The organism is Edaphobacter sp., assembly GCF_028283685.1.
Lineage (GTDB): Bacteria > Acidobacteriota > Terriglobia > Terriglobales > Acidobacteriaceae > Edaphobacter.
In genome coordinates this window covers 438,028-453,326 of record NZ_JAPWKF010000006.1, presented here as the reverse complement: position 1 = coordinate 453,326, position 15,299 = coordinate 438,028, and the positions used below count along the sequence as shown (strand labels likewise).

The 15,299-nt window shown below is 64.2% G+C and carries 13 protein-coding genes; 5 read left to right on the top strand and 8 right to left on the bottom strand.

The features are described 5' to 3' along the window. Window positions 1-4: 4 nt before the first annotated feature. The 4 genes from PW789_RS10515 to PW789_RS10500 form a co-directional block, all read right to left on the bottom strand. On the bottom strand, window positions 5-1,081 hold the full coding sequence (locus PW789_RS10515) for a DUF1338 domain-containing protein (protein ID WP_299375522.1): 1,077 nt from the start codon (window positions 1,079-1,081) through the stop codon (window positions 5-7). Between the two features lie 105 nt (window positions 1,082-1,186). Continuing rightward, complete coding sequence (gene pabB / locus PW789_RS10510) at window positions 1,187-3,154, bottom strand: aminodeoxychorismate synthase component I (protein WP_299375520.1); 1,968 nt, start codon at window positions 3,152-3,154, stop codon at window positions 1,187-1,189. A 65-nt stretch (window positions 3,155-3,219) separates the two neighbouring features. Then, window positions 3,220-3,882, bottom strand: a complete 663-nt coding sequence (locus PW789_RS10505) for an HNH endonuclease (protein ID WP_299375518.1) — start codon at window positions 3,880-3,882, stop codon at window positions 3,220-3,222. Between the two features lie 73 nt (window positions 3,883-3,955). Next, window positions 3,956-4,681: a ComF family protein gene (locus PW789_RS10500; RefSeq protein WP_299375515.1), complete on the bottom strand. Its 726-nt coding sequence runs from the start codon at window positions 4,679-4,681 to the stop codon at window positions 3,956-3,958. Window positions 4,682-5,061: 380 nt separating this feature from the next. Between PW789_RS10500 and PW789_RS10495 the strand changes: the two genes are divergently transcribed. Further along, complete coding sequence (locus PW789_RS10495) at window positions 5,062-5,631, top strand: hypothetical protein (RefSeq protein WP_299375512.1); 570 nt, start codon at window positions 5,062-5,064, stop codon at window positions 5,629-5,631. A gap of 84 nt (window positions 5,632-5,715) precedes the next feature. Beyond that, complete coding sequence (locus tag PW789_RS10490; RefSeq protein WP_299375781.1) at window positions 5,716-8,040, top strand: OPT family oligopeptide transporter; 2,325 nt, start codon at window positions 5,716-5,718, stop codon at window positions 8,038-8,040. On the opposite strand, the gene PW789_RS10485 is transcribed toward PW789_RS10490, so the two are convergent. Together PW789_RS10485 and PW789_RS10480 are read right to left on the bottom strand one after the other, a co-directional pair. Then, window positions 8,041-8,373, bottom strand: a complete 333-nt coding sequence (locus PW789_RS10485) for a TfoX/Sxy family protein (RefSeq protein WP_299375509.1) — start codon at window positions 8,371-8,373, stop codon at window positions 8,041-8,043. A gap of 27 nt (window positions 8,374-8,400) precedes the next feature. Continuing rightward, window positions 8,401-8,802 (bottom strand): response regulator, encoded by a 402-nt coding sequence (locus PW789_RS10480; RefSeq protein WP_299375778.1) that lies wholly within the window; start codon window positions 8,800-8,802, stop codon window positions 8,401-8,403. A 130-nt stretch (window positions 8,803-8,932) separates the two neighbouring features. Here PW789_RS10480 and PW789_RS10475 point away from each other — a divergent pair, with 130 nt between their 5' ends. Continuing rightward, window positions 8,933-10,687 (top strand): glycoside hydrolase family 28 protein, encoded by a 1,755-nt coding sequence (locus tag PW789_RS10475; RefSeq protein ID WP_299375505.1) that lies wholly within the window; start codon window positions 8,933-8,935, stop codon window positions 10,685-10,687. A 157-nt stretch (window positions 10,688-10,844) separates the two neighbouring features. On the opposite strand, the gene PW789_RS10470 is transcribed toward PW789_RS10475, so the two are convergent. Beyond that, entirely contained in the window at window positions 10,845-13,040 is a 2,196-nt protein-coding gene (locus PW789_RS10470; protein ID WP_299375502.1) for a glycosyl hydrolase, read from the bottom strand. 143 nt (window positions 13,041-13,183) lie between these two features. On the opposite strand from PW789_RS10470, the gene PW789_RS10465 reads away from it, so the two are divergent. After that, window positions 13,184-13,885, top strand: a complete 702-nt coding sequence (locus PW789_RS10465; protein WP_299375499.1) for a DUF4339 domain-containing protein — start codon at window positions 13,184-13,186, stop codon at window positions 13,883-13,885. 2 nt (window positions 13,886-13,887) lie between these two features. Continuing rightward, the gene (locus PW789_RS10460; protein ID WP_299375496.1) at window positions 13,888-14,280 is read left to right on the top strand and encodes a DUF2752 domain-containing protein; all 393 of its coding nucleotides are present in this window, start codon (window positions 13,888-13,890) and stop codon (window positions 14,278-14,280) included. A 176-nt stretch (window positions 14,281-14,456) separates the two neighbouring features. On the opposite strand, the gene PW789_RS10455 is transcribed toward PW789_RS10460, so the two are convergent. After that, window positions 14,457-14,966, bottom strand: coding sequence for a polymer-forming cytoskeletal protein (locus PW789_RS10455; protein WP_299375493.1), 510 nt, complete (start codon window positions 14,964-14,966; stop codon window positions 14,457-14,459). Between the last annotated feature and the right edge of the window lie 333 nt (window positions 14,967-15,299).

Genomic DNA, 15,299 nt, shown 5'->3' with positions numbered 1-15,299 from the left:
CGCCCTACTTCTTCCCCACAGCCGGCTTCGCATCAGCCGTACTCGCATGCGCAGACTTCGTGTTGGCCGTCATCTTAAAGATCGCCTGCGCATTCGAGCTGTCGAAGCTCAGGTCCAGCGGGCTGTTCTCATCCCTCTCCTGCAACCGCAGCCGCGTGATGAACTCGTAGAACGATCCCGGCACCTCGCGCTCGATCACGCTGCCATCCGCTCCGCGAAAGCTGCGCTTCACCCTCGCCGCCTGAAAGGCCGTCTGCCGCACGCGGCCCGACTGCGACTTCTCCACCACCTCTTTAATCGGCTGCTTCAACGCCTTCAGCTCGTCCGAGAGCCGGTCGACGTCCGGCACGCGGTCCGTCGCATGGTTGAACGCATTGCCCTCGGTCGAGATCCACGCCATCTCCGGCGACTCCGCCAGCAGCGCCTCATAATCCGCCATCGCCGGCTCGCCATGCTGGCGATCGAAGACCTTCACCAGCACCGGCAGCAATCTCTCCGCCTCCGCCAGCGACAGCTCGCACGCCTTCTCCAGCTTGTTCAGCAGCAGCGCTGCATCCGGCGTCACCGGGTCCTCCGACGTCGCCGTCACACGCTTCACCGCCTGCTGAAACTGCGGAGAAAACCTCTCCGGGTGCAGCTCGCTGATAAAAAACTGCGCGATCTCCTCCGGATAATCTTCCTGCGCATGCGAGCGGCCCGTCATGCGCAGTCGCTCCAGCGGATACACTCCGTTCACCTTGTAGCCCAGCGGACGCAGCACGCGCGCGATCCCCTCCTGCCCGGCCGGAAGCGCACCCATTCCTTCCAGCGCCACCGTACGCACCGCTCCATGATCGTGCAGCACCGTCCGTCCCTGCGCCAGGCTGCGATCCACGTAAGCCGCCGCGGCAGGCACACGCTGCAACAGGTCTTCGAAGAGCAGCATGTTCAACGCCTGCGCCACCACCGCACGCGAGACATGCGGCCCCGGATCGGCTGCAAGATCGGGATGGATCACCAGCACGCGAAACAGGCGGGCGCCTCGAGCATGTCCCACAAGGTCTTCCAGCAGCTGCCACAAAACACCCGTACCGGATCTCATCGCTGACGCCCTCCCTCACGCTGCCCACTGAAAGCTGCACTCAGGACACTCATCATCCACAAACGGCGGCCACTCTGTAAATGGCTCCGCTCCGCTGCCGGCCCGCTAACGAACCGAACTCACGTCAAGCGAGTCACATACAACTTCGCCAGCAGCGTTCACCAGGCGCGACACCCTTCGCAATCCGCGCACGCCATTGCCCAGATAGACGGCATCCGCCTCCTCCAGATCGCGCAGGGTCAACACACGCTCCTCCGCTGCACCACCGTCGAGAAGGCTTCGCCGCTGCACTCCCGGCAACACGCCAGAGTCCAGCGGCGGTGTCCACAGCGTTCCCTCACGCTGCACAAACACCGTGCTGATCGCTCCCTCCGCCACCTCGCCGCGCTCGTTGCAGAAGAGCACCTCGTCGAACCCTGCCTCCCGCGCCGCGGCAAACTCGCGGTCGTACAGCCCCCGCCGCGTCGTCTTGTGCCGCAGAAAGACATCCCGCGAATCAACCCGATGCCGCGACAGGCAAACCTCTATCTCGCCGCCGCTCTCCGCCAGCACCGCATGCGTAAAGGTCACCGCACCGGAACGATTCAGCAGCAGCCGCAAACGAAAACGCCCGCCGCCCAACTCACTCAGCCGCGCTTGAATCGCTCGCTCCACAACATCCCGATCATGCGCAAAGCCGAAGTACTCCGCGGAGGCGCACAGCCGGTCCAGATGCAGCGGCAACAGCTTCACCACGCCGTCCTCCGCCAGCATCGTCTCGATCAGCTCGAACTCCGTTCGCTCCGCCGCCAGAAAACTCGCCTTCAACTGGCACTCGCGATACTCCGCCTCAGCCTGCGAGTCCGCAACGATGCCGCCGCCCACTCCCATCCGCGCCGCTCCATCCTTCACCACCAGCGTACGGATCGCCACATTGAACTGCGCCGCGCCGTCCGGTGCAAAGTAGCCGATCGCGCCGGTGTAGACGCCGCGCGGCCCATGCTCCAGCTCCTCGATAATCTCCATCGTGCGCACCTTCGGCGCTCCCGTAATCGACCCCGAAGGAAACAGTGCGCGAAACACCTCGTACCATCCAACCCCGCCGCGCAGCCTGCCCGCCACCGTCGAAGTCATCTGCAGCAGCGTGCGGTAGCGCTCCACCGTAAACAGGTCCTCCACCGCCACCGAACCCATCTCGCAGATGCGGCCAAGATCGTTGCGCAGCAGGTCGACGATCATCACATGCTCGCTGCGATTCTTCTCATCGCTCGCCAGCAGCGCTGCCTGCACCGCATCCTCATCGAGATCCAGCCCGCGCCGCATCGTGCCCTTCATCGGCCGCGTCACGATGCGCCGCGCACCATCTCCCGCATCTCGCGCGTCCACATGAAAGAACAGCTCCGGCGACAGCGACAGAATCTCATGCCCCTCCACGCGCAGCAGCGCCGCATAACTCACCGGCTGCGCCTCCAGCAAAGCACCAAACGAGGCAGCCACTCCATGATCGAGTTGCAGCGAAACAGCATCGGTAAAGTTCACCTGGTACGTATCGCCCGCTGCGATGTACTGTTGAATCTTCTCGATCGCCGCCACATACTCGCCTTCTCCGATCGCCAGCCGCAGTCCCTCCGCAGGCACATCGGCAACCCGCTGTGGCAGCGGTTCATCCGGCGTCACCTCCTCCGGCATCAGCGGAGGCGCATCCCCAACAAACTTTCCCGCAACATGATCGAAGACAAGCGGACGCGCATACACACCAAACCACGCCAGCGGCAGATCCCCGCTGCCACGCCGCACACTCCGCCCCTGCCGCATCGCAAAGTGCGCGCCGCACTCGTAGCCGGCATAGCCTGCAACAAACTGTCCTTGCTTTAAAGCCTCTTCGATGCGCTCGAACAACGCGGGCAACTCATTCAGCTCGCCTGCCGCAAGCGTCTCCATCGGATCGAGAAAGAGGTAGCTGTACCGGCTCTCCGCATCGCATCGCGCCGTCTCCAGCAGAACGGCGTCACGCGATTGCGCAGCCAGCGCGCGGACGTATCCCGGAAGCTTATAAAAATGTGACCGACTCGCGGAATGAAGACCGGCAGCCAAAGCGCGTACTCCGTACAGAGATCATTCTTTCACGGAAGCCACCCGCTCATCTCTGTCCACGAGCCTTACGCCGCCGGCAGTTCGTTATGTTCGAAGTACAGATACTTGCGCCACGCCGCGTCCGCGCTGCCGATCATCCGCATAATGTGCCGCGACGTATGCAGCGAAAACGGCCTCGGCTCGCGCTTCAGCTTCATGTCCGTCAGTTCGTGCAGCATCTGGTTGCCCTTCCTGCGATTGCAGTTGTGACAACAAGCCACCAGGTTCTCCCACGTCGAAAGACCACCCCGCGAGCGCGGAATTACATGGTCCAGCGTCAGCTCCGCCGCCGTCAGAATCACCTCGCAGTACTGGCAGCAGTTGCGGTCGCGCAGCAGGATGTTCTTCCGCGAAAGCGCCCGCGTCTGGTGCGGAATCCGGCGGTACTCCAGCAGACGGATCACGCTCGGCATCGCCACCTGCAGGCGCGCCGCGTGCAGCTGCTGTCCCTGCTCCTCCTCGGTACGCGCCACGCCTTTCAGCACCAGCACCAGCGCCCGGCGAGCACCGCAGATGTTGATCGGCTCATACGATGCGTTCAGCACCAGCACCGGCGTCTGCATCACCGGCTGTCGAAAGACCCCGGCCCGCGGATCTTCCAGCGCCGCCACTCTCATCGCGTGACCCGGCAGGTGCCCCGCATGCCGCTTCCCACTCAATCCCTGCTTCCGCATCTTGCCCGATTGCATCTCGACCGCCCTCCGTCCAAACACGTTCAGCACTACGTCCAGGTATCTACATCCAGGTGGTTACCGCTCTACCTCATCCCGCATTCCAGGCCGCGACCGCTGTGGCCTGCCCATCCCAACTCACAACCATCTCGCGCTGCGCCCGCGCTACCGTCGCCACCCAAACCCGTGCCGCACCGGCCTCGCGCAGCACCCGCGCGCACTCTCGCGCCGTCGCACCTGTGGTGTAAATGTCATCGATCAGCAAAATCTCTTTGCCGGCAATCGCTGCCGGATCAACCACGACAAACGCACCCTTCAGGTTCCGCCGCCGGCCGGTGGGCGTCAGCTCGAACTGGCTCTCCGTATCGCGCACCCGCCGCAGCGCATCGTGCCGTGGCTGCAGGCGCCACGTCGCGCCGCCGCGCCGCAGAGAAATCAATGCCTCGTCCGCCAGCAGCACCGACTGGTTATACCCGCGCTGCCTCTGCTTCGTTCCGAACAGCGGCACCGCGATCATCACTGCCTCACGCGGCATACCCTCGCCCGCCATGCCCTCCATCACCTTTGCCAGCAGACGGCCCAGCGGCTGCGCCGCGCCGCGTACGCGCTCATACTTCAGCAGGTGGATCAGCTCGCGCATGCGGTCTTCATAAAGGCCCCACGCCGCGGCCCGCTCAAACATCGGAGGCGTCATCCTGCACGGAGCGCAACGCAGCGCCTCCGCGCCAAGCTGGCGACGATAGTGCAGACCGTCCAGGTCCAGCGCCTCGCCGCAACAGACGCACAGCGTCCCCGGCTGCTCGCGCAACCCATCCACACATTTCTCACATACAGGGGAGTTCCCGGCTTTGAGCAACGGCCCCCCACAGGCCCTGCAATCACCAGGAAAGAAAGTTGTTACCAGATCATCGAAGACCGCACGAGCCACGCAGCCCGGACTCTTCAGCACGCGCGAAACAGCGCGCCATTCCTCCACCCCGCCGGGCGGGCCGCCAGGGGGACCGAGCGGTCTCCCGACGCTGCTTTCGAGCGAATTGTCCATCCAGCGGTTGCTGAAGACTCACCTCACTCGTATACCGTTGCCCGCAGTATAGTCCTCCGCACCATCTGCCCGTCAAGATTGCAGGCAGCCGCCAGCCGCATTGCAGGTACCCGCCGGGGTGCGCCCAGCCTGCCGCCTGTGCTACACCTGAGACCATGTTTCGTATCGCAACCTGGTGCGCCAAGTGCCTCTTTCTCTATATCGTCGTGGCCATCCTCGCCTACAAACTGGCGTGGATCTTCGTTCTCCCGGTATGGGCCGCGGGGACCAAGGCGCACCTGACGACGCAGTCGCGCTTCGTCTTCATGCTGAACTACTTCCTGCCCATCTTTGCCGCCTCCGGCTTCCTCCTCGGCCTCGTGCCCTTCCACCGCCTCGGCAAGGGCGTCACCGAGATCGCACCCGGCCTCGCGCCCATGGTCGAGCCCGATACCGTCCCCGCCATCTACTTCGCCTGGGTCCCCGTCGCCTTCGCCTTCCTCATCCGCTTCTTCACCTGGCACTCGCGTAACTCCAGCGTCTTCGGCGGCAACAACACCATCGGCCGCACCGCGCGCTTCTTCGGCAGCCTCAATGTGCAAACCGGCGCTCTGCTCGACAGCAGGTGGGCGCTCGATCGTTTCCTCTTCACCGGCCCCATGCTCTTCCTCATGGCCGCCGCCATCGCCGTGCTGCTGCGACGCAGTATTCTCGGCAAGCCGAAATCTGCCGAACGCATCGGCTAGCCGACACCAGAAGTTCTTCTCCCCGCCGCACTTGTTACACTCATGCAGCCACGGCGCTACCAGCGCGCGGGAGAGATTCAACCGATGGCCACCGTCACCAAGCCCACCTTCCAGCCCTTCGTTCCCGCCAGCGAATCGCGCCCCGAACTCACCGCCCGCGCCCTCATCCTCGGAGCCCTCTTCGGCGTCCTCTTCGGCGCCGTCACGGTCTACGTCGGCCTGCGCGCCGGACTCACCGTCGCCGCCTCCATCCCCATCTCCGTCCTCTCCATCTCCATCCTCCGCGCCTTCGGCCGCGCGTCCATCCTCGAAAACAACATCGTCCAGACCACCGGCAACGCCGGTCAGTCCATCGCCTCGGGCGTCATCTTCACCCTGCCTGCGCTCATCTTCCTCGGCTTCGACCTCGAATCCACCCGCATCTTCGCCCTCGCCCTCTTCGGCGGATGGCTCGGCGTCCTCTTCATGATCCCGCTGCGCCGCCAGCTCATCGTCGAAGAGCACGGCTCGCTCACCTACCCCGAAGGCACCGCCTGCGCCGACGTGCTCATGGCAGGCGAGCGCGGCGGCAGCTTCGCCTCCCGGGTCTTCTTAGGCCTCGGGCTCGGCGGCCTTTACACCCTCTTTCAGAACGAGAACCTCTTCGGCCTCTTCCCCTCCACGCCCAACTACCAGCCCGACCTCGGCTCGCAACACCTGCTGCGCGGAGGCGCCATCCGCGCCGACGTCACGCCGGAGTACCTCGGCGTCGGCTACATCATCGGCATGCGCGTCGCCGCCGTCATGCTCGCCGGAGGCGTCTTCTCCTGGCTCGTGCTGATGCCCGCCATCTACTTCTTCGGCTCGCACCTCGCCACGCCGCTCTACCCCGGCACCACGCTCATCAAAGACATGTCGCCCTCCGACCTGTGGCGCACCTACGTTCGCCCCATGGGAGCAGGAGCCGTCGCCTGCAGCGGACTCATCACCCTCCTCCGCACCGCGCCCACCATCCTCGCCGCACTCGCAGAGGGCTTCCGCTCCATCGGCAGGAACAACGCCAGCAAGAAAGCTGTGTCACTCCGAGCGGAACACAGCGGAGCCGAGGAAACCCCGCACCTGTCTTCCGGTGAAGCCTCAGGCCACCCACCCCGGACAGAACACGACCTCCCCTGGTCCGCCGTCATCGGAGGCTCTGTCCTCCTCGTCGTCCTCCTCTGGGTCTTCCTCGAGTTCAAGCCCGTCCCCGGCGCGCAGGTAGGAGCCTTCGCCAACCTCGCCGCAGCCTTCCTCGTCGTGCTCTTCGGCTTCCTCTTCGTTACCGTCTCGGCCCGCATCGTGGGCATCGTCGGCTCATCGGCATCGCCCGTCTCCGGCATGACCATCGCCACACTCATGGCCACCGCCGCCATCTTCCTGGTCAAGGGTTGGACCGCCCCCGCCTTCGGCGCTCTCGCCATCACCATCGGCGGCATCGTCTGCATCGCCGCCTCCAACGCAGGCGACACCGCGCAGGACCTCAAGACCGGCTACCTCATCGGCGCGACACCGTGGAAGCAGCAGCTCGCCATCATGATCGGCGTCATCGTCTCCGTGCTCTCCATCGGCACCACCCTCAACGCGATGAACAAGGGCCTCGAGAGCTTCCAGCGCCTGCCCAAGCCCATGGCACTCTCGCTCTCCGCGCTGCCCGACGGCGTACAGAACCAGGGCAACTTCACCCGCGACCGCATATCGCTGGCCCACATCGACAACGCGGGTGCCCCATCTTCGACGCCGGAGGCGGCTAAGGTGGGTTCGCAGGATGCGCATGAACTCACCAACGCCCGCAGCTACATCCTGCTCAACGCCATCGGCTCCTCCACCCTCGCCGACGGCAAGTACCTCTACAACCCCGCCACGCAGCAGATCGAAGTCCAGTGGACGCAGGGCATCGGCAGCGAAAAAGCCGCCGCTCCGCAGGGCCGCCTGATGGCCACCGTCATCAACGGCATCCTCAGCCGTAAGCTGCCGTGGTCGCTGGTGCTGCTCGGCGTCGCCCTCGTCATCATGGTCGAGTTGCTGGGAGTTCGCTCGCTCACCCTCGCCGTCGGAGCTTACCTCTCCATCGGCACCACGCTCGCCATCTTCGTCGGCGGCGTCATGCGCTGGATGGTCGACCGCGCCGCCGAAAAAGCAGGCACCGGCAGCGACGAAAATGAAGAGATCTCCTCCGGCTCGCTCTTCGCTTCGGGACTCATCGCAGCAGGCGGCATCGTCGGCCTGCTGGGAGTCGCCATGAAGCTCTACGAAGCCGCCACCGACCGCACCATCCCCCGCTTCAGCGAGACCAACCCGCTCCACCACGACTGGGTCTCCGTCCTCATGTTCGGCCTGCTCGCCTACTCGCTCTACTACTTCGCCCGCAAGCCACTCGACGCAGAGAAGTAGCTACGGCTTCGGCGGCAACGACTGCACAAACTCCAGCGCTGCCCGCAGAAGTCTCTGCCGCATCTCATCGTTCGCATAGACCTCAGGCGAAGCGCGGACCCAGCCGGTCATAGGTCTGCTACCCGAGACCATGGGTGTTACACCATCCAGCGCAAGCGCCCAGGCATCGTTGCCCTCACCCAGCCGCACCAGCATCAAGCCGGCTCGCGCTCCGCAGACAAGCTTGCCGTTCCACAGCCAGGTCAATCCGCCAAACATCGCCTTCTGCGTGATCCCGGGCCGGCCTTCCAGCTCGTCGTTCACCAGCGCCTCAAGGGCCTTGTCTCTCGCCATCAATCCCTCTCACGCGAAACCAGGAAACTAGTTCAGCCGCTCCGTGCTGATGTCCTCGTCGTGCTTCTCGATCTGCTCCGCCTCGCGCGGCTTCAGCTTGCGCAACGCCTCCAGCAGCTTCTGCGGCTGAAACGACTCCAGCTGCACATCCGCGCTCGGGCAACCCTCATACCCCGGCGCGCAGATCACGAGCACCGGCAGCGTCGCATCTATCTTCTTCAGCTCCGTGGTCAGGTACTCCGCCGGAATATCGTCCAGCTCACCATCCATCACCACGCCATCGATCGCGGGAAAGCGCCCCAGCATCTCCAGCGCCTCCTGCCCGCTATAGGCCGTAATCACGTTGAACTTCGCCGTCTCGATCACCAGCTTCCGTGTCGAAATACTCCCCGGAAATTCACGGTCCACCACAAGAAAACAAGGTCTCACGATTCGCAACGATCTAATCTCCTGCCCGTAAGATGCGCTGAGAATACTCCTCCGGCAGGTGACGGTAGAAATCCCTGCCCCAATACCGTCCTTTCTGGTCCTACCAATTCTCTGCTAGCATGACCAGCCTATGGACAAGCTCAACCCCGCCCGTCGCGACCTGCTCAAGCTCGGCAGCATGGGACTCGCCGCCGCAGCCGTCACCTCCGCTCCCACCCTGCTTGCGCAGGCCGCAGGCAAACACGCCGCTGCCGGCGCCTTCCCCGCCGGAACCATCTTCGACATCCGCACCTTCGGCGCTATCGGCGACGGCAAAACCGTCTGCTCCCCCGCCATCAACAAGGCCATCGAAGCAGCCGCAGCCGCTGGCGGCGGAACCGTCTTCTTCCCCGCCGGAACCTGGCTCAGCTTCTCCATCCGCCTCAAGAGCCACGTCTCGCTCTACCTCTCGCAGGGCTGCGTCCTCGAAGCCGCCGCCTCTCCGCTCCCCGGCGAGACCACCGGCTACAACGGCGGCACCTACGACGCCGCCGAGCCCAACACCGCCTGGGACGCCTTCCAGGACTACGGCCACAACCACTGGAAGAACTCGCTGATCTGGGGCATCGACATCGAGGACGTCTCCATCATCGGCCCCGGCCTCATCTACGGCAAAGGTCTCAGCTTCGGAGCCGGCCCCGGACGCCCCGTCAACCAGGCGCAGAACGGCCGCGGCTTCGGCCCCGAGCGCACCGGCAGCAACAAGAGCCCCATCGAAGGCGAGCGCCGCCGTCCCCCGCGCGGCGAGTACCCCATGTACCAGGCCGAGCAGCCCGGCGTCGGCAACAAGGCCATCGCCATGAAGAACTGCCGCAACGTCCTCTTCCGCGACTTCTCCCTCCTCAAAGGAGGACACTTCGGCCTCCTCCTCACCGGCGTCGACAACATGACCCTCGACAACCTCACCATCGACACCGACCGCGACGGCATGGACATCGACTGCTGCCGCAACGTCCGCGTCTCCAACTGCTTCGTCAACTCGCCCTGGGACGACGGCATCTGCCCCAAGTCCAGCTACGCCCTCGGCTATGCCCGCGCCACCGAAAACGTCGTCATCACCAACTGCTACGTCGCCGGGTCATGGGAGCTCGGCACCATGCTCGACGGAACCTACAAGCGCATGCCCGCCGACAAGCCCTTCACCGCGCGCAACGGACGCATCAAGTGCGGCACCGAATCCAACGGCGGCTTCAAGAACATCACCATCTCCAACTGCGTCTTCGAGGCCTGCGAAGGACTCGCCCTCGAGAGCGAGGACGGCGCCCTCTGCGAGGACATCGCCATCTCCAACATCACCATGCGCGACGTCGTGAACGCACCGCTCTTCTTCCGTCTCGGCTCACGCCTGCGCGGCCCCAAAGACACCACCAAGGTCGGCACCCTGCAGCGCATCGTCGTCGACAACCTCGTCAGCTACAACACGGCGCCGCACATCTCCTCCATCCTCAGCGGCATCCCCGGCCACGCCATTCAGGACATCAAACTCTCCAACATCTTCATCCAGCATCAAGGCGGCGGCACCGCCGAAGACGCGAAGATCGTCATGCCCGAAAAAGAAGACAGCTACCCCGACCCCGGCATGTTCGGCAAGATCACACCATCGCAGGGCTTCCTCCTCCGCCACGTCAACCGCATCGAGATGAGCCACGTCGAGATCGCACCCGCCACCGCCGACGCCCGCCCCAGCTTTTATCTCGAAGCAGTCGACCGCGCCGACTTCATCGCCGTCACCGCACCCACCGCGCAGCCCGCCTTCGCGCTCAACAAGGTCTCCGACCTGCGCATCGCCATCAGCCGCGCCGCCAAGGACACGCAACTGGCCACCGCCGACAACCAGACGCTCTAGATAAATCGCAACCGCAAAAGAAATGGCTTCGCCTCCACATCGAAGGCGAAGCCATTCTCTTTTCGCATCTTTGGCATTGTCATTCCGTAGCGCATTTGCTGTTTGTCATCCCGTAGCGCAGCGAAGAAAGCTGCTTGTCACGAAGCTCACAGCAGCACTACTTCACCACCAGCACCACCGCCTCATACCCCTTCAGCGCCACCTTCGTCGTCACGCCGTCCTTCCTTCGCGACGCGCCCACGCCAAACGTCTTGCCCGTCTGCGCATCCCACTCCTCCACGCGCCTGCCCGCGCCATGCAGAATCACCTTCTGCTCAAACGCATCCGGCCCCTCGTTGAAGAGCAGAAACACATCCGCATCGCCCAGCCTCCGCCGCATCACCCGTAAAGAACGCGAGGGCCTCTCCAGCGCCACATCTCCGCGTTCGATCACGCTACGCATCGCCGTTTCAAGCGAAGCCGAAACCACCTGCGGCCCGGGCGCACTTGCAGGCGGCTGCGCAGGAGGCGTCGGCGTCTCCTCCAGCTCCGACCCGCTCACCACCTTCGCCCACGCAAAGTCCGCAGGTGTCGCTGCACGCGCATGCAGATAGTCCTTATCCGAGATCAGCGATGGCAGATGCCCCAGCATCATCACCTCGCCGCCGCCCTTCGCAAAGGCATGCAGTCTCTCTGCCGCGGCCTCTGACAACACCATCTCGCCCGGCAGAATCACCGTGCCATAGCTGTTGCCGCTCTCCGTCGTGAAGACGCCCTTACCTGCCTTCAGATCCCGCGCCAGCGCATCCTCGCTCACAATGTCGAAGTCGATCTGCCGCTCCGACAACAAGCGCTCCGTCGACACAAACTGCCGGTCCGCCGCCTCATCGCCCATCCACATCGCAGACGAAGGCAGATACAGCGCCACCCGCGCCGCAGGCCGTCCCATCGACAGCAGATAGCTCATCCGCCGCACATACTCCAGCAGCGCCGGATATCCCGGCTCGCTCATGTACGGCGACCCCATGCGACCCGCCGTGCTCGCCGGCATATACATCGTCTCCACCAGGTTCACGCCGCGCACAAACTGCTCGTTCAGCACATACCGCGCCATCTCCACATCCGGCTCCGGACGATACGCCGCGAAGCTCTCCGTAAACGCACGCGGCCTGCCGTACACATGCGACACCGACGACGCCAGCCGCGGGAAGTCCGACACCGTGTCCTTCCAGATCTGGTGCCAGATCGAATCGATCCCCGGCACCTGCACAGTCTGCATCGCGCGGAAGAACTCACCCTCGCTCTGCACCAGGTGCATCTCCATCTCTTCGTGATTCAGATGCACCTGGTACTCCAGCCCATTGGCCGCGCACCACTCCGCCTGCGGCTTGAAGAAGCCATCGCGAAACATCTGCGAGAAGACATCGAGATAGTCCGCCCTCACCCGCTTCGAACTCTCCGTCATCTGCTCCGGCTTCACCAGCAGCCCCGCCAGATACGGCCGCACATCGTAGCCCTTCAGCTCGGTAAATCGAGCGAAGAACTTCGGCGTCCACGGCAGGCCGCGAATCGAGTAGTCCGGCTCATCGCCGCGAAACCCCATGATCGTCTTCCCGAACTCGTCCCCCATGGCCTTCTTGTATTGCTCGTGCGTAAACGCAAGGTACTGCGCCGTCGCCTCCGGGTTCATGTAATCCTCCAGCGACTGCGACCCATCCTTCACCCGCTTCGGATTCGTGTCGCTGCGCGTAGGCGATGTGCTGAAGCGATGCTCCACCACCGTCACCGTCCACTTCCCGGCAGGCGCCGCCCACGCGACCGCACCATCGGCAAACGGAATCTGCTCAGCCTTCCCATCGGCGTTCACCGCCGTAACCGCCACCGTATCCGGCTTCACCGTGCGCTCGAACCTCTCGCCGCCATTCACCGTCGCGGTCTCCGCCACCTGCAGTGCCTGCATGCGCAGCTCCGGCCTCTCGCTGGTGAACCTGCCCCCGGCAAAGCCGCTGGGATACCCGGCATCGTCGACGATCCATACCCGCATATCGCGCTTCTTCGCCTCTTCCACAAACCTCCTGAAGAACGCAAAGTACTCCGGCGACAGATACGCGAACGGCGATCCCGCGCCGTACTGCGCCGTCACCGCCCTGTAACCCAGCAGGTGCATGCGGTCCAGATCGCGGCGCACCACCGTCATATCGATCGCGCCATTCATCCCGTAGTAAGGCTCCGGCCCATACTCCGACGGAGGATTCTGCCACGCCTTCGCCACCTCCGCCGCCTGCGGCATCTGCATCTTCTGCCACGGCTGCTCGGCCACGCACTGCACCGCTGCCACCACGGCCAGCACCGCTCCGCCAAGTTGTCTGATCACATGCTCTCCAAAGAGTGTCCCTTCCCGGGCTCACCTGTTATACATTTCCCAAAAGGAAATAGTTTCAGCGGCAGACAGCCCAGAGAGGCTGCGCCGACGAGGGCAGTCCCCCGACGACCCCGTCGGCACAAAGGAGAGCACGCATGCCTTACCACGTCTCACGCGACGGCCAGAACTACGGTCCCTACACCCTCGAAGATCTGCAGCGCTACGTCGCCAGCGGCAACGTCCTCCTCAGCGATCTCGCCCGGGAAGATGAATCCGCCAGCTGGGTTCCCGTCGCCGAGATCCTCGGCGCAGGCTCGGCCGCAGCGCCTCCCGCACCCGGCTACGTTCCCGTGCCCGTGGCCCCCGCGCCCTACGGCGCACCCGCCTATGGCGCTCCCCTCGGCGCCTACCCCGATCCGCCCAATCTCCACTGGGCGCTCGTGCTCATCTTCACCATCTGCACCTGCGGCCTCTTCGGCGTCGCCTGGGACCTCGTCCAGATCCTCTGGCTGCGCAAGATCGAGCCCGCCACCAAGGCGCTCAACTACTTCATCGGCTACGTCATCCTCTCCTTCATCGGAGGCGCAGTCTCCACCGGCGTCAGCGCCGCGATGATGCACACCGGCCACTATCACCGCTCGCCGGTCTCGAGCCTCATCAGCATCGCCGCCTTCGTCCTCGTCATCCTCTACCGCTTCTCCATGAAGAACTCCCTCGAGCAGCACTTCAACGGACCAGAGCCCGTCGGCCTGCGCCTCGGCCCCATCATGACCTTCTTCTTCGGCGGCCTCTACTTCCAGTACCACTTCAATCGCATCAACGAGATCAAACGCGCCGCGCGCTACCGCGGATTCTAACCATGCACTCCACGCAGCGCAGCCGCCCGGTCTCTCTTGCACTGGCGGCTGCGCCTGCGCTCCTCGCACTCTGCATCGCAGCGCTGCTTCTACGCTTCCCGCCCGATCGATACAGCTTCTATCCGCGCTGCCCCATCCACGATCTCTTCGGCATCCTCTGCCCCGGCTGCGGCACCACCCGCGCCCTCGCCGCTCTGCTGCACGGCCACCTTCACGAAGCACTGCAGCTCAACGCGCTCACCACGCTGCTGATGCCTCTCGCGATCGCCTATGCCCTCACAGCCTGCCTGCGCCTGCTTCAGCGCAAGCCGATCTCTCTGCCGCAGCCTCCCGCACCAGCCATCTACGCCACCCTCACAGCCGCAGCCCTCTTCACTGTCGCCCGCAATCTGTAACCCACTACCTCATCATTCCCGCAAGCCACTGTGTCATGCCTGATCATCACGGTTGTCCCTCCGACCGAAGGCGCGCAGCGCCCCAGTGGAGGAACCTGTTGCTCTCCCGCCAATACCCCAGACGCAAAACGGCCCCGGCAAAAAGCCGAGGCCGCTCTGATGACCCTGCTAACTGTTTACGCTTCGACCGCAACCGGCTCAGCAGGTGCAGCGGCCTTTGCATCGGCGCTGCCCGGCTTGCGGATGTCGATACCACCCTTGAAGAACGCGCCGTCCTCGATCGAGATGCGCGCTGCAATCACATCGCCCGTCAGCGAACCTTCGCTGCGGATGTCCACGCGATCGCTCGCCTGGCAGTTGCCGCGAACCTTACCCAGCACCACCACCTCGCGGGCAACGATGTTGGCGGCCACCTGGCCATTACGGCCAACCGTCACGCGGTTGCCCGGCAGGTTGATCGCGCCTTCGACCTTGCCGTCGATGTACAACGACTCCGATCCCGTGACCTCGCCCTTCACCACCAGCGACTTGCCGATCGTGGCCTGCTCGCCGGTTGAGACTGCGGCTCCCGCACCGGTCGACCCTGCCCCGCGCGGAGCCTCAAAGCTCGGCGTCGACGGGGGAGTCGGCCGCGACGGTTCAGGAGTTGTGGGGGTGCTGCTTCCCGGCTGATTCGGTTTCCACATAGCTGTAAATGTCCTTTCCTCACTGGATGGAGATAATCCCTTTGACGGGCTCCACTCGCGACGCACGGCCAGTCAGCCTGAACGCCTGTTTTCAAGATACTACTCCGCGAGAGCTTGCAGGATGGGCCGGACACACAAGGAAATCCACAGTTTTTGTAACTAAATCAGCACTCCCCGGGAATCTCTTCCCGCCCCCGCGAACTTATTTCCCCCCGTAACGCCTTTTGTTCCATTCCCCGAAAGTGATATGCCCGTTCTCTCGCCACACTGCACTCGGACAGCTAGCATGGCTCCACGCCTTGTTCTCTCTGGAACGCGGAACCCTCCTCGCGA

What these genes read in the sequence shown, in the direction of transcription:
- PW789_RS10495 (WP_299375512.1), top strand. Translation starts at nt 5,062, where the DNA reads ATGTTTCGTATCGCAACCTGGTGCGCCAAGTGCCTCTTTCTCTATATC.
- PW789_RS10465 (WP_299375499.1), top strand. Translation starts at nt 13,184, where the DNA reads ATGCCTTACCACGTCTCACGCGACGGCCAGAACTACGGTCCCTACACC.
- PW789_RS10475 (WP_299375505.1), top strand. Translation starts at nt 8,933, where the DNA reads ATGGACAAGCTCAACCCCGCCCGTCGCGACCTGCTCAAGCTCGGCAGC.
- PW789_RS10455 (WP_299375493.1), bottom strand. Translation starts at nt 14,966, where the DNA reads ATGTGGAAACCGAATCAGCCGGGAAGCAGCACCCCCACAACTCCTGAA.
- PW789_RS10490 (WP_299375781.1), top strand. Translation starts at nt 5,716, where the DNA reads ATGGCCACCGTCACCAAGCCCACCTTCCAGCCCTTCGTTCCCGCCAGC.
- PW789_RS10460 (WP_299375496.1), top strand. Translation starts at nt 13,888, where the DNA reads ATGCACTCCACGCAGCGCAGCCGCCCGGTCTCTCTTGCACTGGCGGCT.
- PW789_RS10515 (WP_299375522.1), bottom strand. Translation starts at nt 1,081, where the DNA reads ATGAGATCCGGTACGGGTGTTTTGTGGCAGCTGCTGGAAGACCTTGTG.
- PW789_RS10485 (WP_299375509.1), bottom strand. Translation starts at nt 8,373, where the DNA reads ATGGCGAGAGACAAGGCCCTTGAGGCGCTGGTGAACGACGAGCTGGAA.
- PW789_RS10505 (WP_299375518.1), bottom strand. Translation starts at nt 3,882, where the DNA reads ATGCAATCGGGCAAGATGCGGAAGCAGGGATTGAGTGGGAAGCGGCAT.